Genomic DNA, 23,348 nt, shown 5'->3' with positions numbered 1-23,348 from the left:
GACACGTTCGTGTCACTTCCTACTGCCTACCGTCTACTGTCTACTTCAGTTTTTTCTTCGCCATAACGCGGAGCTCGACCATTTGACGACGCCAGATGTCGATATCAATCGCCGGGAATCCAGCGACAGTCTTACCCGCAGGCACGCTCTTGGTCACGCCCGCTTTCGCAGTCACAATCGCATTCTTGCCAACGGTCAAGTGCCCCGCCGCCTTTGCGCCGCCCGCGAACTGCACACCATCTTCGAGAATCGTCGTGCCGCCGAGAGCCGTTTGCGAGGCCATATAAATGTTATTGCCTAAAACGCAGTTGTGCGCAATCTGCACCATGGAATCCAGATGGCAGTTGTCGCCAATAGTCGTCGGAGAAATGAATCCGGCCGCCACGACTGTGTTTGCACCAAAGCTGCAACGGTTCCCGATGCAGACGCCTGCAAAATGCGGCACCATGCGGCGTTCGCCTTCGTGCTCATAGAATCCGAAACCGCGGCTACCGACGACGACGCCCGCCTGAAAAATGCAGTCCTCGCCCACGATGACATTCGGGTAAATGGTCACGTTCGATTCCAGGCGGCAGCCTCGCCCGACGCTTGCACCACGCATCACGACGCAGCCGGGCCCGACAAAGCAGCCTTCGTCAACAAAGCCTTCGACAACCGCCGACGGGTGAATCCAGGGGCCGTTTTCGCCATAGCCGACGCCCATGTAGTCGCGGTCAAAATGCACACCCGATTCCATGTTGTCGGTGAATCCGTTGCCTTCGAAATGCTCCAGAAACTTGACCATGGCATGGTAAGGTTCAGCGACGGCGACAATATTCTTTGCATTCGGGAAAATCTCGGCAAACGAGACCTCGCCCGATTGCGCCGCAGCAGAAGGCACGAATAGGAGGCCAGCGGCCGTCTTTTTCAAATCGTCGTTCGAAGGACCATTCGCATGCGTCACGCTCTCGACGCGACCGACCCAGAAACTCACATCGTTTTCACGAGCCTGCGTCAGTGCGGCAAAGCCTGTTAAAGTAACCTCTGGCGACTCGCGCAAGACGCGGCATTCAATTTGGCATATGTTTTGCAGGTAATCGATTATGTCTGAGGCGCGAACGGAGAACATTATTCCCCCAGCGCCATAATCTGCACCTTGCAGGCAAAGTCAATGTCTACATGGCCGCCGAGTTTACCGCTCAGGTCTTCGCCGTCGAGCTGCAAGAATTCATCTTCGGCAAATTCAAGCTTAATGGATTTTGCCTTGCGAGTCTTGATGAAATACTTCTTAACCAGATTTCCGATTACAGGCAAGTTTCCGACCGCAATGGCCAGCAAGAACCTGAACATATTCGGCACACATACGATTTCGAGCAGGCCATCAGCCATGTCGGACTTGTAGAACGGATTTGCGCCGCTTGCAAAACTCGGGATATTGCCCACAATCACGGTGCGGTGACCATCCAGAATCTTTTGCCAGCTGCGGCCCTCGGCATCTACAAACGAAAGCTTACCCTTTTTAAGCTGGTAAGAGCGGTCCGCAAAGAAACTCTTCACGTAATGCAGTTTGTTCACCAGCACGGAATTCGAATTGAATTCGCCATTGGCGCGGGCGCGGTTAAAATCGTGAGCAATTCGGGCATCGATACCGCCCGAAAAATAGTTCGCAAAGGCCAGTTTTCCGTTAACCTTCCAGATATCAAAGGGGCGCGCCTTGGCCTGCAAAAGCCTACGCACCAGGAACAAGAGTCCCTTGTCCACATAGGGTTTGTAAAGATTCAAAACGCGGGCAAGATCGTTACCTGTACCCAGCGGGATCAGGCCGATTTTCACGGACTTCGCGTATTCCGAAGAGACCATCACCGAAAGGACAGAGGACACGGTGCCATCGCCACCGACGGCCACCAGTTTTTCTGTATTGGCAAGAGCATCCCTGATCTGATTGTCTAACCCATCAATATTGGTAAATTCGGCCTTCCATTGGTCTTCCGTATAATTCAAGGAAGACATGATTTCGGGCAAATACTGGTGAATCACCTTGCCCTGGCCGCCGCCACTAATCGGATTAATGAGAAAGACAAACTTATACATCACAGCTAAAATATAATTATATAAAGGATCAAGTCTAAAGCAAAGTTTTTTGTAGCAAAAAAGCGTTAAGAGTTTCTCAACTCTTCTTTAATGACCAAATAATGTTCCGCATTTTCATGGAATTTGCGGATTTCGTCTTCGGTCAGTTCACGCACCACATGGGCCGGAGCACCCACAATCAAGCTGCGTTCCGGGAATTCCTTGTTTTGCGTCACCACGGCACCGGCAGCCACCACGCTGTTCGACTTGATGTGTACGCCGTCCATGAGGATTGCACCCATGCCAATCAACACGTGGTCGTCCACATCGCAAGCATGCAAAATGGCATTATGGCCCACCGTCACATCGTCACCCACATGGACTCCGACACCGGTCGAAAGGTGGACGGTCACATTGTCCTGGATATTGGTACGCTTGCCAATGCGAATTTCGGCGAGGTCAGCACGGATTACCGTATTGTAAAAAACAGACGAATCGTCGCCAATTTCTACATCGCCAATGACTTTGGCACCTTCCGCGATAAACACGCGTTCGCCAAGGATGGGCTTTTTACCCTTGAATTCAATCAAACTTGCCATATTTATAATGTATAAAAAGTAGACAGTAGGCAGTAGACAGTAGACAGGATTTTGTGGCTAGAATCGTTTAACGCACTACAGAGCCATAAAACGAGCGTCCCTAGACCTAAAACGAATGACTAAAAATTATATTGTGCAGCATGTCAGATTTCTTACAAAACATATTTGATGCGCAAGGTGAAAATCGCTGGAAGATTGCACAAACAAGCGTAAAAGAACGCATCGTCAAATTGCTCAAACTCCGCAAGGTTATCGAGGCTCGACAGCAGGAATTCTACGATGCCGTATGGGCCGACTTTCATAAACCGAAGACTGAAGCTTGGCTCACCGAAGTCTACCCCGCCCTGCAAGAAATCGACCACACCGTGAATCATTTGCCCGATTGGGTCGAAGATAAAGACGGTAGCTGGAGTTTCCTGTTCCCGCTGAATTCAAGCGTGAGTCATTTTGAGCCCAAGGGCCGCGTGCTGATTATGGCCCCGTGGAATTACCCGTTCTTGCTGTTTATTTCGCCGATTGTAGCGGCTATTGCCGCAGGCAACGTGGTGATTGCAAAGCCGAGCCACAAGACTCCGCATGTTGCCGAAGTTTTGGAATCGATTATTAAAGAAGTTTTCCAGCAGAATGAAGTCGCCGTCATGCAGGGCGCAGGTGCCGAAATTGGCGACCAGTTACTTGCCCTTCCCTTCGATCATGTGTTCTTTACAGGTAGTCCGAACGTAGGTGCCCATGTGGCAGAAGAAGCGGCCAAGATTCACGCCGGCGTTACGCTCGAACTTGGCGGAAAATCGCCGGTAATCATTCTGGACGATGTTAAAATCAAGGATGCCGCGAAGAAACTCGCCTGGGGCAAGTGCCTGAACGCAGGCCAGACCTGCATCGCTCCCGACTACATGCTTTGTCCGCGCCGTTTAATGCAACCGCTCGCCGAAGCCATCGCAGACAACATCAAGAAAATGTACGGCGAAACCGATGAGGCACGCCGCAACTCCGAAATTTTCGTGCACATCGTAGAAAGCCGAACTGTGGAGCGCCATCAAGGGCTCATCAAAGACGCTTTGGACAACGGCGCGAAGGCTGTCATCGGCGCGCAATTCAGCCCCGACGACATCAAAAACCGCTACACTCCCGCAACCGTACTCACGGGTGTCACCGCCGACATGCGCATTATGGAATCCGAAATTTTCGGCCCCCTTCTCCCGATAATTGCCTATGATTCTCTAGAAGAAGCAATCGCCTTCGTTCAAGCGCGCCCGAAGCCGCTGGCACTGTACATTTTCGGAAAGTCCGAAGTGAAAATCAACGAAGTCATCGCCCGCACAACCTCGGGCTCTACCTGCGTGAATCATTGCATTTTGCAGATTGCAAATAATTCCGTTCCGTTTGGCGGCGTGGGCATGAGTGGCACCGGCAATTACCACGGGATTTACGGATTCAAGACATTCAGTCACGAACGCAACGTGATGCGGCAGAGCGCCCTCGACACCATGACATTCCTTTACCCGCCGTACCACAAAGACAACGAAAAAAGCCTCCGGGCAAGAATCCAACGGATTGCGGAATATTTCTTAAAATAAAAAGCTGACCCTGAAACAAGTTCAGGGTGACGTTGCTCAGGATGACACATTCGAGTCACTTCCTACTGCCTACTGTCTACTGTATACTAACTAGTGACCGACGTACAGGCGCTTCATTTCGTCGGTAATGGCGATGGGGCGACCGCGTTTCATGTCAACAAGCACCCACTGGGTTTCAGACTCAAAAATCACCTTGCCGTCAGAGACGCGTTCAAAGCGGCATTTGCGTAAGCTAGCCACTTTACCGTAAGCGGCAACCCACGTAGTTCCGCGGATTTCATCACCGAGGAAAGCCTGGTTCTTGTATTCCACGTGCTGTACGTGAATCATCCAGCCGGCACCTAGGTCACGCATCAGCTGCGTACCGCCCACGGAATCGGAATGGGCAATCGCGATATCCTGAATCCACTGCACCGACCACACGTTGTTGAAATGATGATTGTCGTCAATCATTTCGGGCGTTACCTTGAACACCTGCGTAAACTGCATCGGGTCAACCGTTTCTTCCATCGCAATTGCCATAAGAACCTACTCGTCTGCCAAATTTTTAATCAAGCTCGGGAGCGCAAGTTCAAACTTGACTCCATACCAGTGAGACTTGTCTTCGTACGTCTTTTCGATACATTCCAACACAAAATCAGCCGCAATTCGGGCCGCATCGACCATGGAACGACCACGGAGCATGGCTCCCACAAATGCAGAAGCATAGCAGTCACCCGTGCCGTTAAAGCCCTTGGTAATCTTCTTGTGTTCGTAGTAGTTGAATTCCTTACCGTCGTAAAGCATCACGCCCGTGTATCCCGCGCGGAATCCGACACCGGTCAGCACCACCGACTTGGTGCCCAGTTCGCAGAGTTTTTTGCAAAGCATTTCGACCGTTTCGCGGTCAATGTTTTCGCTGTATTCCGTATCGGTGAGCATGCAAGCTTCGGTCATGTTCGGGAGCAAAACATCGGCATGGGCGCACAAATCCTTCATGGCAGCGACAAATTCCATGTTAAAGCCGGGGTAAAGCGCCCCGTTGTCGGCCATGGCAGGGTCTACCACCCGAATCGCACCATCGACACCGTTGGTGTCCATAATGTGCTGAACCATGTTGATTTGCTCAATAGAACCCAGATAACCAGTATAGAATGCATCGAAGCGAATATCAGCCACACGCCAGTGTTCGCTAATCGGCAACATTTCTTTAGTCAGGTCCTGGAATGTCCAGCCCGTAAAGCCACCCGTATGGGTCGAAAGAATCGCCGACGGCAACACAGCCGTCTCTACACCGCACGCAGAAATAATCGGCAGTGCCACCGTGAGGGAGCACTGTCCAAAGCACGAAATATCTTGAATCGTAAGGACTCGCCTGTACATGCCCCAAATATAGAATTGCAAAGCCCCATTTTTTTTGATTAAGTTATATTTACGACATTACAACTAGGTGTTTTACAGGAGTATGATATGGAATGGAATGACTTCACGAGCTTGACTTCGGAAGACATGCGTGCCATTTGGGATTTTAATACAAAGGATCCTTTTTCCATCTTGGGTTTGCATCCGCTGAATACGGACCGCGGCGTGAAGACGGTGATTCGCGCTTACCAGCCGCAGGCTAGCTTTATTCGCGGTGAATCTTGCGACGGCGAGTTCGAGTTCGACTTCATGAAGCTTGGCAACACGGGATTTTTCGAAGCCATTCTCGACAAGGAATACGAACCGTTCTTTTATAACTTGATTATCAAGCAGGACGACGGCAACGAATACACGCTGACTGACCCGTATGCATTCCTCCCTGTACTTAGCGACTTTGACCGCCACTTGATTTCCAGCGGCACGCACTACGAACTGTACCGCAAGTTGGGCGCAAACCTTGTAGAACACCAGGGCTTTAAAGGCGTACACTTTGCTGTTTGGGCTCCGAACGCCCGCGCGGTCTCCGTGGTCGGTAGCTTTAACAGCTGGGACGGCCGCCGCCACCAGATGCGCATGCTCGGCAGCACCGGCATTTGGGAAATCTTTATTCCGAACATTGGCGAAGGCGAACTCTACCGCTTTGAAATTCATGGTGCCGACGGCAACCTGCACGTGAAGGTGGACCCGCTCGCAAAACTCAGCGAAGTCCGCCCGGCAACCGCCTCCATTACCACGCACCTCGATGGCTACGAATGGGGTGATGACCTTTACATGACTACGCATTGGGCAACCAAGGTCTTCGGTTCGCCGATGAACATTTACGAAGTCCACGCAGGCTCTTGGCGTCGCGACCCCGCAAATCCGGATCGTTTCCTCAACTGGGACGAACTTGCAGACACCTTGATTCCGTACCTTAAGGAAATGGGCTACACGCACGTGGAATTCTTGCCGCTTGCCGAACACCCGCTCGATGAATCTTGGGGCTACCAGGTGACCGGTTACTACTCCCCCACGAGCCGTTACGGTACGCCTGACCAGTTCCGCCATTTTGTGGACCTTTGCCACCAGAACGAAATCGGCGTGATTGTGGACTGGGTTCCGGCCCACTTCCCGAAGGATGCTCACGCACTCGGACGTTTCGACGGCACCGCCTGTTACGAACACGCCGACCCGCGCCAGGGCGAGCACCCGCACTGGGGCACCTACATTTTCAACCTGGGCCGCAACGAAGTCAAGAACTTCCTGATTGCAAACGCCATGTACTGGCTCAAGGAATTCCACTGCGACGGCCTGCGCGTCGACGCTGTGGCATCGATGCTTTACCTCGACTACGGTAAGGGCCCCGGCCAGTGGGTGCCGAACAAGGATGGCGGCAATATCAACTACGATACGCTCGAATTCCTGAAGCACCTGAACAGCATCATGGGCCGCCTCACGCCGCATGCAATCTTGATTGCCGAAGAATCCACCAGCTTCCCGAGCATTACGCGTCCGCCTGAACAGGGCGGCCTCGGCTTCCACTACAAGTGGAACATGGGCTGGATGAACGACTTCCTCAGCTATATTCAGCACGAACCGATTCACCGTAAGTACCACCACAACCAGCTGACTTTCAGCATGGTGTACGCCTACAGCGAAAACTTCATCCAGGTGTTCAGCCACGACGAAGTGGTTCACGGCAAGGGTTCAATGCTCGGTAAGATGCCGGGAGATAACTGGCAGAAGTTTGCAAACCTCCGCCTCACCTACGCCTTCCAGTACGCGCATCCGGGCAAGAAACTCAACTTCATGGGCAACGATTTCGGTCAGTTCCGCGAATGGAACGAAAAGCGCTCCCTCGACTGGCACTTGGTCAGCTGGGATAGCCACGGCAAGCTCCTGCAGATGATGAAGGTTTTGAACCACCTGTACAAGGAAAACGCCCCGTTCTGGGAAATCGACCACTACTACACTGGCTTTGAATGGATCTGGTGCGACGACGCCGACAATTCCATCGTAAGTTTTGTGCGTAAGGACGACCACGGAAACGAAATCCTCTGCGTGTTCAACTTCACGCCGGTAGTCCGCAATGACTACCGCCTGGGCGCTCCGACTCGCGGCAAGTGGAAGGAAATCTTCAACACGGACGCTAGCATGTTTGGCGGCTCAAACGTGGGGAACTTCGGCGAAGTCTGGACGCAGGACATTCCGTGGCAGAACCGCCAGTGGAGCCTGAATATCAAGCTCCCGCCGCTGGCCGCAGTCTACTTCCGCTTGGAAAGATAACTCAACAAAATATCTAAAAAAAGCCGCGGGCGTTTGCCTGCGGCTTTTCGTTTATACAGCCGGCTTCATTAATCGGATATATTTGCCGAATATAAAAGAACGCCCCGGCAGAGCCGAGGCGTTTCTTCAAAGAATGATTCCGGCGGTTAAGCCGGAATGATATTCCTTATTCCACCGTGATGAGGGTGACGGTGCGCTTGCCGACCTTGACCGGCTTGCTGATGTCAACACCCTTCTTGGCCTTCTTGGACGGATCGTTTGCCCAGCCTTCCTTCAGCTTTTCGGTGCTGCGGTCGAGAGTCTGGACAGTGGCCTTGCCCTTGAAGCCAGGAATGTTCAGCTTGAGTTCGTAGTCGCTGTACGGGCTCTTGTTGATCACGAGGAGGCTCTTCTTCTTGCCGTTTTCGGTGTAGTAGGTCGTGATGAGCGATTCCTTGTCACCGGTAATTTCGGTCTTGAGGAGCTTGCCGCGGAGAGCGTCAGAAGCCATCTGGAATGCCCAGTAGCTCGGACGCGGGCAGTTCATGCATTCTTCTGCAGAACGGGTCAGGTAACCGTAGTCACCGCCTTCCGGAGTGATGTCGTTGTGGATATCCCAGTACTGTGCGTTGTCCACATTTTCAGTGGCGAGCATAGCGAGGTAGTCAGCAACGAACAGACCGTTTTCGAGAGAGATGGTCTGCGGACCCGGGTTGAAGTCCACGGAGTTCCATTCGGTGAGCCAGAGTTCGATCTTCTTGTCCTTCTTGAAGTGGCTGGTCCACTTGTCCACAACCTTATGGAGACGGCTGTAGATAGGAACGAGGTCCTGCGGAGCAGAGAGGAGTGCGAAGTCGTTTTCTTCACCGAGGTGCTGCGGATAGTGGTGAACAATGAGACCGTCGGCAATGTCGCCGGTTTCCTTGAGCACGTTGTCGTTCCACTGGCCATCGAGCACGCCGAGGACTGCGACCTTAATAGTCGGGTCAACCTTCTTCATGGCTTCGATGAACTTACGGGCGCGCTTACCATAAATGGTACCGCCGTCCTTACCATACTTTTCATAGTACGGGTGCCAGTTACCATAGACTTCGTTACCGATTTCCCAGTAAACGATGCCGGCCTTCTTGTCGATGTTGGTGTGCTTCACCCAAGCAGCGGCTTCCTGTTCGGTACCGGAACCGAAGTTCACGGTGAACATGGCGTTAGAACCGGTCTTCTTCAACCAAGCGAGGAATTCGTCGGTATCGACCATCCAGTCGTGGTTGTCGAGGATTTCCTTCCAGTGGTCGTCATCGGCACGGAGACCACCCGGATAACGGATGATGCCGTGGTTGATGCGCTTGGCGTATTCAGCAGTCTGAACCTTGAACTTCGGATTGTCGAGCATGTCGCCATCCCAAAGTGCAGCGTTGATACCGAAGAGGCCGCCCGAGATGTTCGGGTTGATCACGTCGCCGGTACCCTTAACTTCAACCTTCACGAGAGCCGGGCGAGCAGCAGCCTTGACTTCCTTCTGGTTGGTGAGCTTAATGTTGTCGATTTCGAAGCTACCGTTAGAACCTTCTCCACCCGGTTTGAAGTCGAGAGAAACGACGTTCTTGAGGTCGAACACGCCGTTTTCCTTAGCGTTAGGCGGCTGGTAGTACGGGAACTTGGAGAACGTGCGGAACGGCACGATCACCGTGGTGCGACCGCGAGGTACACCGGTGTTGGAAACGAAGAGTTCGTTGCCAGCGTCACCGATCTGAACCGTGATGGACTGCCATGCACGTTCGGAGTAGACGTCGAACATGATGCCCCAATGGTTCGTCCAGTCGCGCTGCTTAGCGTCGTGAGCGGCACCGTTCTTGGTAAAGTCAAGAACGAAGTCCACCCAGTCGGACATTTCGAAGTGCTTGATGTAGAGGCTGTTGCCGTCGAGCTTGGAGGTCTTGTACGGCATTTCGATTTCGGCCTTGGACTTCGGACCGAAAGACGGTTCCCACTTGTCCTTGCCAAACTTGCCTTCGAAGTCAGAAATCACGACATCCGGAGCCTTGGATTTCCAGTTATCCCACTTGATATCCGGGTCAACCCAGTCGATATTTTCGGTGAAGGTAATCTGGTCGACGAAGATGGTCACAGGAGCCGGCTTGCCCGGTTCACCCTGGTTTTCACCCTTGCCCACAGAGAAGCGGACTTCCTGAATCTTGTTCCACTGCACGTCCTTAGCAACTTCGGCCTGCTTGTTAGCGTCCCAAGCCTTACCCTTGTCGCCGAACTTCTTCAGAGGAATCTTGACGAGCTTCCAGTCCTTGCTGACCTTGGAGCCTTCGATCCAGTCGTTCAGGCTAATCTTGGTCTGGCTCTTGATGTCATTACCCTGGTTGTCGAGGATACCGACGTACACCTTTTCGCCGCCGAGCTTACCCTTGATCCAGAAGTAGAGACCGCCCTTGTTACGCACCTTGGAGAGGTCAATGTACTTGCCTTCGCCAAGAGAGTAGGTCACACCGGACCAGTCGTTGTTATCGATGTACAGGGCGAGCACGTTCGGGTTGCCCTGAGTCTTGGAGTCAGCTTCGCGCTGGGCAGAGAGACCACCGTAGCTGTAGCTGAAGCCCTTGAGCTGGTTATCGTAGAACGTACCGTTCTTGACAGGCTTAGCCTTGCCGTCGAGCTTTTCGGGGTTCTTCGGGCCGTCAATGACATCGTTGTTTTCATCCCAGTAGACAACCTTCTTCTTCGGAGCGGCCTTCTTGTTGCCCTTCACGATTTCGATGTTGTCGACCCAGATTTCGAAATCAGATGCGCCGCTCTTGTCGATAGAGAAGCGGATTTCTGCAATCTTGTCCCAGTCAATGCGAGCCGGGAATTCAGACTTACGGGTGTTGTCCCAGTAGAGACCACGGTCCGGGAAGTCCACGAGAGGAATGGAAACCTTCTTCCAATCCGTCGTCACGGCACCGCCCTGGATGTACTTGTTCATCGGGAGAACGACCTGGGTCTTCTTGCCGTCAGAAACTTCTTCGTCCAAAAGGCCGACCTTAACGGCTTCGCCACCCTTCTTACCCTTGATCATGAATTCGAGCTTGGAGTCGAGCATGAACTTGTTGAGGTCGAAGGTTTCGTTGTACAAGCAAACAGAAGCGCCCGAATATTCGCTCGGGTCAAGCTTGATGTTCAAGGCAGCCTTAGACTTGTAGCCGCCGTCTTTAGTGATGGTGATACCTTTGCTCTTGCCGCCGTATGCGTAGTCAAAGCCCCCCGGACGATACTGTTCGTCGAAGAACTTGTAAGGAACTACGCGCGGTGCTTTCGGCTGAGCCATTGTAGCCGTTACGCCGAAGCCGAGGAGGGCGACGGTAGCGGCAGTCAATGTACGCTTCATCATATGATCGTGTCCTTTTGGTTGTGTTTTTTAGTTTGATTTTGAAATTAAAATTTTCGCGTTCAAAAAGGAAGCACGCGACGCGAAGTCGCGTTTACAGATTGAACCGCTTGAGTAATTACTTGGCTTCCTTGAGGAGCTTTTCAACCAGTTCCGGGCTGAAACGGTCCTGACGCTTGCCGTTGATGTAGAAGTTCGGGGTACCCTGCACGCCGACTTCGGTACCGAGCTGGAAGTCCTTGTCGATACGGGCGTTCATGGCAGAGTCAAGCACCATGTCCTTCTTGAACTGTTCCACGTTCAAACCGATCTGCTTTGCAACTTCCACATAGATGGAGTCGCCGAGTTCGCGGCTATGCGGAGCGAGGGCGTAGCGGTATTCCCAGAACTTGCCCTGCTTCTGAGCAGCGATAGAAGAGGCAGCTGCGGCGCGAGCATTGGAGTGGAAGCTGAGCGGGAAGTGCTTGTACACGAACTTGATCTTGTCCGGATACTTTTCGTTGAGTTCCTTCATGACCGGAGCGATGCGGGAGCAGTACGGGCACTGGAATTCGGTAAATTCAACAATCGTGAGCTTCGGGTTCTTGGTGTTGCCAAAGACCGGGCTATCTTCGTCGGGAATGTCCCAAACCTTGTTGTCCGCTTCCATTTCAGCGCGGGCCTGTTCCAGAGAGATGCCGCGCTTGTCGAGGGCATACTTGATGATTTCGAATTCTTCCTTAACCTGCTTGAAATCCTTTTCGAGGTTATCAAGCCTGGCCTGCTGGTTGAACGAACCGCCGGCGGAAGCCTGATTGCAGGCAACGAGACCAGCGAAACATACTGCGAGAGCGACAATGGGGAGACGTTTCATGTTTTTCCTTTTGATGTTAAAAAATCTGGGCAGGCGCTATACCTGCCGGTGTAGGGGAAATATACTAATTAGACGAGAGACGAAAGACGAGAGGTTTGAGAAAGTGAGTAGGAAGTAGGCAGTAGACAGTAGGCTGTAGACAGTGGTTTGGGGGTAGAATCGTGAGATGACTCCAAAGACGAAAAACCCGAATGTAAATTCAAAGATACATTCGGGTCGGTATAAACGAAATAAAATCTGTGTTCCCTAGATTCCCGTGCTGCCGAATCCGCCGCGGTCGGCACCGTCGAGAGAGCCTTCTTCGAAGGTGAGCGTCGGCTGGATTTCCATGATGCGGAACTGCGCGATGCGGCTCCCCTTCTCGATGGTCACGTCGCGGGTGGCGTAAACGGGCATTTTCCACCAGTCGTTTGCGCCGCAGTAACTAGAATCGACCACACCCACGGAATTCGCCTGCAGGATGCCGAAATTCTTGAACGTGGAACTGCGCGGTGCAATATGCGCCTCGAAACCCTCAGGCAATTTCATCGCAACGCCCAGATGAATCAGGCGGAACTCCCCCGCCTTGAGAGTCACGTTCTCTGCCGCGGCAAGGTCAATCCAGTCGGACTTGCCGCCAACGTATGTGAGTTTCGGGATAGATTCATCGAGGTACTGAATTTTAATTGTCTTCGTGGTCATAGTGTAAAATTAAAAAGGTTTATCGCTAAATAACGGCGTTGATTTTCTCGTTCCAGTGGTTCGTGGTTTCACGGACCATTTCTTTTCCGCTGTCGCAGATGCATAAGAAGCAAACTTCGTTCACGACTTCGTAATCGGAGCCGCCGTTGAACACATTCGCGTTACCGTATTCTTCGCAGTCTTTCCAGAGGTAGACTTTGCAGGCGTTCTGCGCCGAAACAGCCTTGCAATAAGCGGCGAGGGAATCTTCGGAGAGGTCGGCGGCATTCGTCGCGGCACCCGCGGTGCCATTCACCACCAAGGGCGACGCAAGGATTTCGGCCAGCGTTATGACGCGCGTGCCTTCCTTGGCCAGAATTCGCCCGGCGATGTTGTATTCGACTTCCATTTATTTCGATTCAGTAGACTCGGCCGTTTCGGCAGCCTTAGCGGCTTTCTGTGCCGCGGCCTTGTCGGCGGCCTGTTCCAGACGGGCAGGCTTTTTTGCAAGATTACGGATGAGGCCAAACAAAGCGGAAAGTTCGTTGCGGGTTGGATGCAAACGCTGCAAGAGCGTATTGAGGAAGTTGTCGCGCCAAGACTGGTCGTGATACTGGCCAGTCAGATAGCGGTCCAGGAACTTCTTGAAACTGTCGATCTGGTCGATGGTTGCCGGGGCCGTTTCGCAGGCACCCTTGCTCCCCCGCTTTGCACGGCCTTCACCATTGGCAAGCGCACCACTGCGGCAAAGTTCATAAAGGCCCACCGTCACCGCCTGCGCCAAGTTCAAGCTCATGAGTCCCGGCACCGGGATTTCGCACTGGTAGGTGCAAGCGTTCACTTCTTCGGTTTCAAGCCCGCAAGATTCGCGGCCGAACACCAGCGCAATCGTACCATTTTCAGGCAACAATTCCGAAAGCCCAGGCATCATCGTATGCTTGATGGCAGAACCGTAAATGCGGCGACTAAACGCAACCGCGCAAGCGCAATCGCCAATAGCATCTTCGAACTTGTGAACGATGGTCGCCTTGTCCAAGACCTCGTGGCTGTTCGGAGCCGTATGGTAAGAATTTTCGATGACCTTGTCGCGCCTCGGGTAAACAATATAAAGTTCATCGAGGGCATAGCAGTGCATGGCGCGGGCAACAAAACCCACATTGTGCGGATGTTCCGGTTCTACTAAAACGACTCTGAATTTGCGCATAAGATAGTTAGAAGTAGGAAGTAGACAGTGGTTAGTGATTAGTGGTTAGGAGCGATTTTCCAGGAGAAGTCTTTTCCTCGAATTTCATCCTGAATAACTTCATTTTCAGAAATAACAGCACCCTTATATAAGACAGAATGAATAATCTTTGCTGAAGCGGGCACTTGAACACCTTCTTCGACAACGGCTTCGTTTACGTCGCGGCCAAGTTCCTTCAAGCGAGCCTCCACCGCCGACATCAAGCCTTCGGGCGAGCCCATATCAATCCAAGTCGCATGCAGTTGCGTCATGTCCACGAACGGAGCGCGACCCGCCGCAATCTCTTGCTTCCAGAATTCACGGATATCGAATTCCCCGTCGCGAATGCGCGAAAGAGCCTCGTCGCTGTACCACGAAACACCCGAGAACGTCGCAGGCAGACCATCTTCACTACCGAAACGGCCGACCACGCCGGCCAAGCGACCATCCGCACCCACGCGGAATGTGTTCACCTTCGGGAAATCAACCGCAAGCAAGGCCACCTGCGGGCCATTCAGCTGAACAGCCAACGCCTGCGCATTTTCTACAAAAGCCTTCAAGTCAAAATCGCAATAGGCGTCGCCATTCATAATCAGGAGACCGCCACGATATCCTTCATTATAAATACGCTTGAGCGGGCCGGCCGTTCCGAGAATGTCGGGCAGCTCCACCCAGACTTTTTCGAAACCTAAAGTTCCACCCGCCGAAACAACCTGATCAGCCAAGTAATGGGCATTTGCGTGCAAACGAACATTTCCGATGGCACGCGCCTTACGGGCCTGCAAATCCAAAATCGAGGCGTCAACCACGGGAACAAGGGGCTTCGGCACGTCATTTGTCAGTGGACGCAGACGGGTTCCAAGGCCAGCCGCCAGAATCAAAACGTTCAGGGAATCGTTATTCAAGGGGGAATTTTCCATTATATGTATAAAGATAGAAAAAGGCGTTCTAAAAAAAATTAACACACTTCTGCAAAGTAAGAATTCTATTTTTAAGGCACCATGAAGAAACGTTATATCGCCCTTATCGTTCTCGCGGCACTGGTCATTCTCGTCATTGTCGCACTCAAAGTCGCCCCCGGCATCGCAAAAGACTACGTGGTCGAACACTCCAACGAACTCATCGGTCGCAAGATGAAAATCGAAAACGTGGAATTCAGCCCGTTATCGTTTACCGTCTCCGTCGACGATTTCGCCATCTACGAACCCGATGGCACCACCCCCTTCGTGGCCTTCGAAAAGTTCCGCATCAACGTGAACCCCACGCACCTGCTCAAGAAAGAAATTAGCGTGAGCGAAATCTACTTGAAAGGCCTCTACACCCGTGTAGCGCAAAGAGGCGATAAGTTCAACTTTAGCGACATCTTGAACAAGTTTGCCGCCGATTCCACGGCCAGCGACACCGCCGCCAAGGAAGAACCCAAGGCCGACACCACGGCAACCGACTCTGCTCAGGCCCTGAACCTCGACCCCTCCGAAGCCTTGGGCGGATTCAGCGTCGCCATCGAAAACATCACTCTTGAAAAAGGCAACATCATTTACGAAGACCTCAAGGTGGGTTCCAAGATCCATATCCAGGACTTCTCCGTTGCCATTCCCGCCGTCTACTTCAGCAACAAGAACACCGACATCGGCGTGAACCTCAAGTTCGCAAACGGTGGCGACCTCGGCGTCAAGGTGCAGTTCAACATGAAGACGCAGGACTTCGGCGTGAATGTCACGCTCAACAAGCTCGCCCTCGCCATTGCAAAGCCCTACTTGAACGACTTCATCAAGTTCAAGGATTTCGAAGGCTCCCTCGGGGTTGACCTGAACGTGGCAGGCAACGTGAACAACGTTCTCTCTTCGAACGTGAGCGGCACCGTCTCGGTAGACGGCATCAAGCTCACCGAAACCAGCGGCAAGACCATCGGCGTTGCACACGTAGGCGTTGGCATTGCCAAGGCAAACGTGAACGAAATGGACTTCCGCGTAGATTCCGTGATTGTGGATGGCGCTTACGCACACCTGGATCTTTACAAGGATGGCAAGACCAACATCGACGTTTTGCTTGAACCGCTGAACAAGCCCAAGAAGGCTTCTGCAGAACCTGCAGAAAAGGAAGATCCCAAGACCGCCGAAAAGTCCAAACCGCTCAAGGCCGTAATCAACAAGCTGCAGGTCGTGAACACCAACGTATCCGCAAGCGACCATACTCCGAAGCAGCCGTTCAATTACAAGGTGAGCAACATCGCTGTCAACGGTTCCAACATCAACTTCAACACCCCCTGCACCATCAACGTTTCTGCAGCCTTCCCCGAAGGTGGCGCACTCACGCTCAAGTACAAGGGCGCACTTTCCGACATCGGCACCATGGACGCCTACATCAGCGTGAAGAACCTCGCCCTCAAGCATTTCTCGCCGTATAGCCACCACTACACCGGCTACCCCATCAGCTCGGGCACCATGGCATTCGCCAGCGAAAACAAGATGAACGACTGGAACATCGAAAGTAAGAACACTATCGACATCTACAACATCGACGTCGGTGACAAGGACGGCTCCACCGACCCGGAATACACCGTTCCCATGAAGGTCGGTCTCTATATTCTCAAGGATAAAGATGACAAGATTCAGTTCGATGTTCCCGTGAAGGGCAACGTGAAGGACCCGGAATTCTCTTACCTGAAGATCGTATGGCAGACCGTGATGAATTTGCTCATCAAGGTGGCTCTCTCGCCGCTCAAGGTCGTAGGTAACGTGGCCGCCACGGGCGCAGGCGTTGTGGGTATCGACCTCGGCAAGAACGACGAAATCTTTATCGATCCGCTTGCAAGCTCCTTTACCAGCGAACAGTTCGCCAAGGCCCAGAAGATGGTCGAAGCACTCGCCAAGGACAAGAAACTCAAGATGAACTTTGTGCAGAACTTCAACATGAAAAAGACCGTTGAAGCCTACAAGACGCACAAGCTCAAGACCGACTTCTACAAGGCCACGCAGAACAAGACGACGCTCAACGAACTCGACGAAAAGGCCATTGTCGCCATCGAAGACAAGGACAGCGCCTACGCCGCTTACGCCGCAGAACACGCCAAGGAACTGGACCGCAAGACCATGGAAAAGGAAATCCTCGCCATGGCCGAAGCCCGCAACCAGGAACTCCTCAAGACCTTGCAGCAGCAACCCGGCGTGACCAAGAAAAACGTCACCGTGACTACCGCCCCGCGCGGCGCACTCACCCAGCGCAAGGCCATGTACAAGGTACAGGTTGATGTTCAGTAAGAAGTAGGAAGTAGGAAGTAGACTGTAAACAGTTTGAAGGGGGAAGAATCCCCCTCACTACAAAAAAGAGCGCTTTTTAAGCGCTCTTTTTTTCATTACCCCTTCGCCTAGGGCGGACAGCACTTAGGAGTTTTACTCCTTAGTGCGCATGGCCACCAAGGTGGGGCGAAGCCCCTAAAACCCCGATTTTAATCTCTCAAGAAACCCGTGAGCGGGTCAGAGGCAGAAGCTCCGCGGGTCAGCACACGGCCAAGGCCAGCGAGATATGCCTTTCGACCTGCTTCAATTGCAAGCTTGAAGCTCTGAGCCATCATCGGCAAATCGCCAGCGGTTGCAAGTGCGGTATTCGCCATAATCGCGGCAGCGCCCATTTCCATGGCGGCGCAAGCTTCAGACGGTTTGCCGATGCCCGCGTCCACAATAATCGGGAGGTCGATTTCATCAATGAGAATCTGGATGAATTCGCGAGTCGAAAGTCCCTTGTTAGACCCAATCGGAGCGGCAAGCGGCATCACGGCTGCGGCACCCGCGTTAGCGAGGTCGCGCGCCACGTTCAGATCCGGATACATATACGGCATTACTACGAAACCTTCTTTCGCCAAAGTTTCAGTCGCCTTGATGGTTTCGTAGTTATCGGGTAAAAGGTACTTCGTGTCGCGCATGATTTCGATCTTGACGAAATCACCGCAGCCGAGTTCGCGGGAAAGACGCGCGATGCGCACCGCTTCGGCGGCGTTGCGTGCGCCGGACGTATTCGGCAACAACGTTACGCCCTTCGGAATGTAATCCAAAATATTTTCGTGATCCTTGGTGTTTGCACGGCGCACGGCGAGAGTGACAATCTCTGCGCCAGCATCGCGCACAGCAGCCTCAATCAGCTTGAGGGAATACTTGCCGGAACCTAAAATAAAGCGGGAATTAAATTCGTGACCACCGATAACGAGTTTGTCGTCCATAAAGCCTTCTTTTTTGCAAGGCAAAATATAGCAAAGTTCAACAAAACAAATCCGATCCTGACATTCGTCAGGACGACATCGGAAACGAGATGCTACTCTAACCCAAGAATCAAGCGGATAACAGCCAAAGCCTGGTGAGCGGCGCAAAGCATCACGCGGGGCGCAATGAGCCCGATTCCGTCGTTCACGTCGCTTTTGCCGTCACCGCAAACATAAAAGCGCTTGGTCACCTTGCGAGTCGTAATTGAATTTCCGCTGTCGTAGCCCGCCATGCCAGAAGCCGCAACCAAGAACTTTTCGGGCATATTTTCAAGCACCGTGTTCACAAGCATCGCCTTCGCCTCGGCATTGTCAAACGCCTCGCAAATCACGTCGGCCTTGGCAAGCAACGCCTCCGCATTTTCGGCAGTCACCTTTTCGAAATGCGTTTCATACTCCGTATACGGTGCAATCTCTTTCAAGTTAGCAAGCAAGGCATCGGGCTTCGGCATGCCCACCTGGCACGCCTTATACTGCTGGCGATGCAAATTCGTCACATCAACATGATCAAAATCAATCAGAATGAGTTTGCCGACACCGGCTCGCGCCAAAGAAATCGCAATATTCGAACCCAGGCCGCCCAAACCGCAAACAGCAACCGTTGCCGCCTGCAACTTACACACGGCTTCTGCGCCCTGTCGTTTTTCAAGCGCAGCGTGCATCTCGTTCTGCGAAGGCATGCGAGAAGGTTCGCGCATCTGCGAAAGATCAGCAGTCATCACCCGCCGCCTACAAAGTTCACGACCTCGACTACGTCGCCGTCGGCCAGCAACGTTTCGGCATACTTCGCCTTCGGAACAATTTCTTCGTTCCGTTCCACAGCGATGCGCACGGTATTGTACCCAGCTTCTGCAAGGTACTCGGCAACAGTCTTGCCCGCCGCATCGACACTCTGTCCATTTATGGTAAGCATAGCTCAAATATAAAAAATTAGAACAAATTCAAATAATTATCTTATATTTCAAATGAACCTTTCAACCCAAATTGCAGAATCATGCTCAAAAAGTCGCTCGTTTTTATACTGCTAGCCATCGTTTTCAACTTTGCACAAGGCACCCCGGACACCAACAAGACGGATTCGTTGTTCTATACCGATTCCCTTATCGCAGAACAGCTTGCCTTAGACACAAAGCATTCTTACGATATTTACTACCAGAACCAGATTGAAAACGAACGAAATCAAGAAGGAATCGGGTTAAATGTTTTGGGTTCTATTTCTGGCGCCTTATTGACCGGTCTTGGACTTACTGTTATGACCGGATTATCCAACGAAGGAGCCACGGGAGCGATTCTAGCGATGCCGCTTTTGGTATCGGGTGTAACGATTTTAACCGCAAATATCAGCGGAATTAACGAAAGCAAAGCGCACGCAAAGCGCCGCATGACATACGAACGCGCCCATCAATTATATCAATCGCGTAAAACCGGCGCAACCGAACCGGCCGAAACCGCAAGCGACTCCGTTGCATACAACACACTCGTAGCCGAACAACTCGCCCTGGATCCGTCACACGATTACGACTCCTACTTTATCGAAGAAATCGAAAAAGAGCGCTCTCAGGAAAGCATTGCCGAAAATGTCATAGGCACAATTGCCGGCGTTGGCGTCACCACATTAGGCGTAATCGTCTTGGCATCGATGGCCGGCGGTTCAGACGATCTTGACAATGCGCTCAACGACGTCGCCTGTTTTATTATAGGAGTGCCATTGGTCGCCGGCGGCCTCCCTCTCACGATTTACAACATCTACGCCATTCATAGGGATGTTGGCCACAAGCACCAGCGAATCAAGAACGAAGAAACATACGAATACTACAAAAGTGGTAAACTTCGCCGCAGCGAAGCCCAAATCTTCGTGACCCCCACCTTTAATGTTGCAAATGCCGCTACAGGTCTGAACCTGTTGGTACTCTTTTAGTACATAACTGCGTTACCGATTCTTTTGTAGTACATTTACCATACAAGGTATTTCTTTTTCTTATATTTTAAGAAAAAGGAGCCTTTTAGCATGAAAAAATATTCTCATGCATGGATTGCCTTTATGGCGATCAAGCGTTTGGAAATTATTGCCACCACTACCGACGAAAATGTAATTGCAGGCGTCACCGACAAAGTCCGCACCGAAGCCAAGGCTTTGGTCAAATGGTTCAAGGACTACCGCGACTTCGTGATTAAGGGAGCCTGGTACCCCGACGATGTTTTCAAGGACATGGCCACCAGCCACATCGTCAAATACCGCCCTGCTGAAGACGGCACCTACAACACCTTCGGCAGCTTGCCCTCGACCCACAGCATTTACACCAAGATGTCCAAAGAATCGCCGCTCAAGGGCAAACCCTACAACATCGAAGGCGGCAACTGCGCAGACCGCTGCGAAGCAGTTTCGCACAGCATCATCGACAACTTCAAAATGCTCAACCGCGAAGAAAAAGGCTGCCCCATCGCAACATCGGGCAACCACATCGCCATGCGATTCTTCATTTTGAGCCACTACATTGCCGACTGCCACATGCCCCTGCACTGCGACTGTCGCCCCTATTCCGACGGCAAGGGCATTCACGGCGGCATCGAAAAGAAATGGGAAGACGCCATTAGCAAGGCCTACAAAATTGACAAGGACAACAACCGATTCTTCTACGACCCGGACGGTTACCCGCTTCCGATAGCATCTAGCGCATTCACTACCAACGTAGAAACGGAAATCGCCAAAAGAAAGTACATGCACAGTTGGGGCGGCAAGAACAACAACGTGTGGGACTTCATGAGCGCCGTCTCCCAGTATTCCTACCTGTTCTCGTATTTCTTGATTCCCGAAAATTTCGAAAACACGAAATCCATAAAGGAATTCGAAACAGAAACAGAATGGGGCAAATATTTCGAGATGTACAGCACCATGATTTTCAGCGACGCCATTGATTCCGTCGCCCGAATCTGGCTGCACATCTGGATCAAGTATAGGGACTGGGCCAAATAAAGCCTAGAACATCACCCGATACGGAATTTGCTTATCATACCGCCGGCCTTTGAGGTCGCGGTATTTTTTATTCTGCGCCGGAAGCTGCATGTCGCCCGCACGGAGGGGCCGCTCGTCGCGACCGCCAATGCGGCGAATTGATGTCGTCGTATCCTTGATTCCTTCGTCAAACTTGATGTTCCCAAGGAGCGTTTCGCCGCCGAGGCCTTCCGCCGTCAGGTAAAAGTCTTGCACGCCCTTGAGTTCCGGAAGGTTGGTGCAGCGCACGTCAACCCACTTGGTGGCATCGCCCGCCGAGGGCAATTCACATTTCGAAATCACGTCGCCCTTCTTACTTTCCTTGCGAATGTTCAGCGTTCCGCCTGCGCCGTTCTTCACCTGCACAAGCACGCCCGGGCCCACGATGGAATCCGTAATCACATTCTCGAAAATTGCGTAGCCGCCGTCCTTGATGGCAAATTCATCTTTTTCGGTGAGTCGCACGCGGATACCGTTATCGAAGCCGTTCGCCGGAATCGTATCGCGAATAATGCGCAAGAAGTCGAGACGGTCGAGTTCCGCATAATGCTTGCCCTTCGTAATCTCGATAAAGTTCGAGCCACGCTTGAGTTTCGCGGGAATGTACACCACCGACTTTTCAGGGAACGCGCTCCACGCGCCCGTCAGCGGCAATTCCACTTCCTGATTTTTGCCGTTGACGCTCACAAAATGCGAACTACCATTTGCACCGTCTTCGGTCCAGTTGTTGTCATAGCGGTAGCGAATCAGGTAGTCGCCTGCCTGCGGGATAATCATCGGCAAGCGAATCTTGCTGTCTTCGTAATTGATGTAGGCGCAAAATTCTCCGTTCGACGCATCGGAACTGCTCGAGATATCCACATGCGTCAAAGCGCCTTGTTCCGCCTCCGCACTCAGGTAACGCCCGAGGAACGGTTGCCCCAGTTCCGGCCAGCCATCGTCCGTATAGACGATATCGCGGACCTGGATATAAGAATTTCCACCATCATTCTTGTCGTAGTAATGATTCACGAAACGCTGGCGGTTCACGTCCTGAAACGCCTCGCCGCCCGCAGGCCCGTAGTAGCGCCCGTAACGGCTCAACAGAATCGTGCCACCGCCATTCAAGAGCGCCTTGCCGCTGCGGTCCACATACCCGCCGTCAATGCGACTGGAGCGTCCCACCGTCGTCTTGTAAGAATTGTTTTCGAGGTCTGCGCCCTTTTTGCAGCAGTTATCCCATGCCGTAAACAGATAGTAATAACCATCGTGCTCGATGAGGCTTGCGCCCTCGATGCCCGAACCGCCGCGGTTCGCGATGTTGATCATCTTCGCACCGTCTTTCACCTTGCCTGTTTCTTCGTTCAATTCCAGAATGTGGATACCCGTGCCCCACGAACCAAACGCCATCCAGACCTTGCCATCGTTGTCCTTCAGCACCGCCGCGTCAATCGCGTTGTAGGCATCGCTCTTGACCGTGTGAATCACCTCGCCCTGGTCTGTCCAGCCGTAGCCGGGTTTTGTCGGGTCGATTTCCTTACTTGACATAAAGCCCATACCTGACGAGCGGATACCCATCTCGGAACCGCAATAGTACATGCGGTATTCGCCACCGACATAATGAATATCGGGCGCCCAGATGTCAATCATGTTCGGTGCGTACTTGTAAAGCCACTGAGAAAACTTCGGCATGGCAGGTTCGCCGTTCTTCCAGTTCAGCGCGTCTTCGGAAAACTGCATGAGCATGTGGTTGTCCGTCGTGGCAAGCGCATAGCCGTCCTCATAACGGATGATGTCCGGGTCATGCCCCGCCCATCGCGTCTCCTTCGCGTACCAATCGGCCGCAAAAGCCTGCCCCGCCATCAGTGCAGAAAGTGCAAAAAACACGTTGACTCTTTTCATATCGCCTCGCTTTCCCACACAACCAAACCTGTTTAAATATATAATAAAAAGTAAGAAGGAGGAAATGTCATCCTGGAGCGCGAAGCGCGATAGGATCCAAAAGGGGGAAGCCTCCCCCTGGTTCGCACTTCGTAGCTCTCAACCCCCTCGCCTGAACCGACCCCAAAAAGTTGGACAGGTTAAAGTTAGGATAAAATTGAGTTATGGGTCCGGTATTGAACCGGGCTCATTCCGTTTAAACG

General features: G+C 52.4%; 20 protein-coding genes. 5 read left to right on the top strand and 15 right to left on the bottom strand.

All coding sequences use genetic code 11. The features are described from left to right. Positions 1–40 precede the first annotated feature (40 nt). From BUA40_RS11895 to BUA40_RS11885, 3 genes are all read right to left on the bottom strand, one after another. Positions 41–1,108: a UDP-3-O-(3-hydroxymyristoyl)glucosamine N-acyltransferase gene (locus BUA40_RS11895; protein WP_072801072.1), complete on the bottom strand. Its 1,068-nt coding sequence runs from the start codon at positions 1,106–1,108 to the stop codon at positions 41–43. Next, positions 1,108–2,070, bottom strand: a complete 963-nt coding sequence (locus BUA40_RS11890; protein WP_072801071.1) for a diacylglycerol/lipid kinase family protein — start codon at positions 2,068–2,070, stop codon at positions 1,108–1,110. The genes BUA40_RS11895 and BUA40_RS11890 overlap by 1 nt, the downstream gene beginning before the upstream one ends. A 65-nt stretch (positions 2,071–2,135) precedes the next feature. After that, positions 2,136–2,648, bottom strand: a complete 513-nt coding sequence (locus BUA40_RS11885; protein WP_072801070.1) for a gamma carbonic anhydrase family protein — start codon at positions 2,646–2,648, stop codon at positions 2,136–2,138. 140 nt (positions 2,649–2,788) lie between these two features. Between BUA40_RS11885 and BUA40_RS11880 the strand changes: the two genes are divergently transcribed. Then, the gene (locus BUA40_RS11880; protein ID WP_072801069.1) at positions 2,789–4,225 is read left to right on the top strand and encodes an aldehyde dehydrogenase family protein; all 1,437 of its coding nucleotides are present in this window, start codon (positions 2,789–2,791) and stop codon (positions 4,223–4,225) included. A 90-nt stretch (positions 4,226–4,315) separates the two neighbouring features. On the opposite strand, the gene BUA40_RS11875 is transcribed toward BUA40_RS11880, so the two are convergent. Both BUA40_RS11875 and BUA40_RS11870 read right to left on the bottom strand, forming a co-directional pair. After that, a complete protein-coding gene (locus BUA40_RS11875; protein WP_083585390.1) occupies positions 4,316–4,747 on the bottom strand; it encodes an acyl-CoA thioesterase in 432 nt (143 codons plus the stop codon). 6 nt (positions 4,748–4,753) lie between these two features. Further along, positions 4,754–5,587 carry a pyridoxamine kinase gene (locus tag BUA40_RS11870; protein WP_072801068.1) on the bottom strand — a complete coding sequence of 278 codons (834 nt, stop codon included), beginning with the start codon at positions 5,585–5,587 and terminating at the stop codon, positions 4,754–4,756. An 87-nt stretch (positions 5,588–5,674) separates the two neighbouring features. Between BUA40_RS11870 and glgB the strand changes: the two genes are divergently transcribed. After that, positions 5,675–7,891, top strand: a complete 2,217-nt coding sequence (gene glgB / locus BUA40_RS11865) for a 1,4-alpha-glucan branching protein GlgB (protein ID WP_218588196.1) — start codon at positions 5,675–5,677, stop codon at positions 7,889–7,891. A gap of 166 nt (positions 7,892–8,057) precedes the next feature. Here the strand turns inward: glgB and BUA40_RS11860 are convergent, their stop codons facing one another. The 6 genes from BUA40_RS11860 to BUA40_RS11835 form a co-directional block, all read right to left on the bottom strand. Next, positions 8,058–11,246, bottom strand: coding sequence for a carbohydrate binding domain-containing protein (locus BUA40_RS11860; RefSeq protein ID WP_072801067.1), 3,189 nt, complete (start codon positions 11,244–11,246; stop codon positions 8,058–8,060). Positions 11,247–11,361: 115 nt separating this feature from the next. Then, entirely contained in the window at positions 11,362–12,096 is a 735-nt protein-coding gene (locus BUA40_RS11855) for a DsbA family protein (RefSeq protein WP_072801066.1), read from the bottom strand. Between the two features lie 246 nt (positions 12,097–12,342). After that, a complete protein-coding gene (locus BUA40_RS11850; RefSeq protein ID WP_072801065.1) occupies positions 12,343–12,777 on the bottom strand; it encodes a dUTP diphosphatase in 435 nt (144 codons plus the stop codon). Between the two features lie 25 nt (positions 12,778–12,802). After that, positions 12,803–13,165, bottom strand: coding sequence for a hypothetical protein (locus BUA40_RS11845; protein WP_072801064.1), 363 nt, complete (start codon positions 13,163–13,165; stop codon positions 12,803–12,805). Continuing rightward, complete coding sequence (locus BUA40_RS11840; protein ID WP_072801063.1) at positions 13,166–13,960, bottom strand: RNA methyltransferase; 795 nt, start codon at positions 13,958–13,960, stop codon at positions 13,166–13,168. A gap of 38 nt (positions 13,961–13,998) precedes the next feature. Next, on the bottom strand, positions 13,999–14,898 hold the full coding sequence (locus BUA40_RS11835) for a sugar phosphate nucleotidyltransferase (protein WP_255369303.1): 900 nt from the start codon (positions 14,896–14,898) through the stop codon (positions 13,999–14,001). An 81-nt stretch (positions 14,899–14,979) separates the two neighbouring features. Between BUA40_RS11835 and BUA40_RS11830 the strand changes: the two genes are divergently transcribed. Beyond that, positions 14,980–17,238, top strand: a complete 2,259-nt coding sequence (locus BUA40_RS11830) for a DUF748 domain-containing protein (protein ID WP_072801062.1) — start codon at positions 14,980–14,982, stop codon at positions 17,236–17,238. Between the two features lie 188 nt (positions 17,239–17,426). Here the strand turns inward: BUA40_RS11830 and BUA40_RS11825 are convergent, their stop codons facing one another. From BUA40_RS11825 to thiS, 3 genes are all read right to left on the bottom strand, one after another. Next, entirely contained in the window at positions 17,427–18,194 is a 768-nt protein-coding gene (locus BUA40_RS11825) for a thiazole synthase (RefSeq protein WP_072801061.1), read from the bottom strand. A 92-nt stretch (positions 18,195–18,286) separates the two neighbouring features. Continuing rightward, positions 18,287–18,952, bottom strand: coding sequence for a thiamine biosynthesis protein ThiF (gene thiF, locus BUA40_RS11820; protein WP_255369302.1), 666 nt, complete (start codon positions 18,950–18,952; stop codon positions 18,287–18,289). Further along, on the bottom strand, positions 18,952–19,146 hold the full coding sequence (thiS, locus tag BUA40_RS11815) for a sulfur carrier protein ThiS (protein ID WP_072801060.1): 195 nt from the start codon (positions 19,144–19,146) through the stop codon (positions 18,952–18,954). The genes thiF and thiS overlap by 1 nt, the downstream gene beginning before the upstream one ends. 81 nt (positions 19,147–19,227) lie before the next feature. Between thiS and BUA40_RS11810 the strand changes: the two genes are divergently transcribed. Further along, positions 19,228–20,151, top strand: coding sequence for a hypothetical protein (locus tag BUA40_RS11810; protein ID WP_072801059.1), 924 nt, complete (start codon positions 19,228–19,230; stop codon positions 20,149–20,151). A 90-nt stretch (positions 20,152–20,241) separates the two neighbouring features. Then, positions 20,242–21,207 carry a phospholipase C/P1 nuclease family protein gene (locus tag BUA40_RS11805; RefSeq protein ID WP_072801058.1) on the top strand — a complete coding sequence of 322 codons (966 nt, stop codon included), beginning with the start codon at positions 20,242–20,244 and terminating at the stop codon, positions 21,205–21,207. A gap of 3 nt (positions 21,208–21,210) precedes the next feature. Here the strand turns inward: BUA40_RS11805 and BUA40_RS11800 are convergent, their stop codons facing one another. Beyond that, complete coding sequence (locus BUA40_RS11800) at positions 21,211–23,106, bottom strand: family 43 glycosylhydrolase (RefSeq protein ID WP_083585389.1); 1,896 nt, start codon at positions 23,104–23,106, stop codon at positions 21,211–21,213. Positions 23,107–23,348 lie beyond the last annotated feature (242 nt).

Origin of the sequence: Fibrobacter sp. UWT2, assembly GCF_900142545.1 — a bacterium.
In the GTDB taxonomy this organism is placed as follows: Bacteria; Fibrobacterota; Fibrobacteria; order Fibrobacterales; family Fibrobacteraceae; genus Fibrobacter.
Note: the sequence above shows the minus strand (reverse complement) of the source record. Positions and strands in the feature narration are given on the sequence as shown.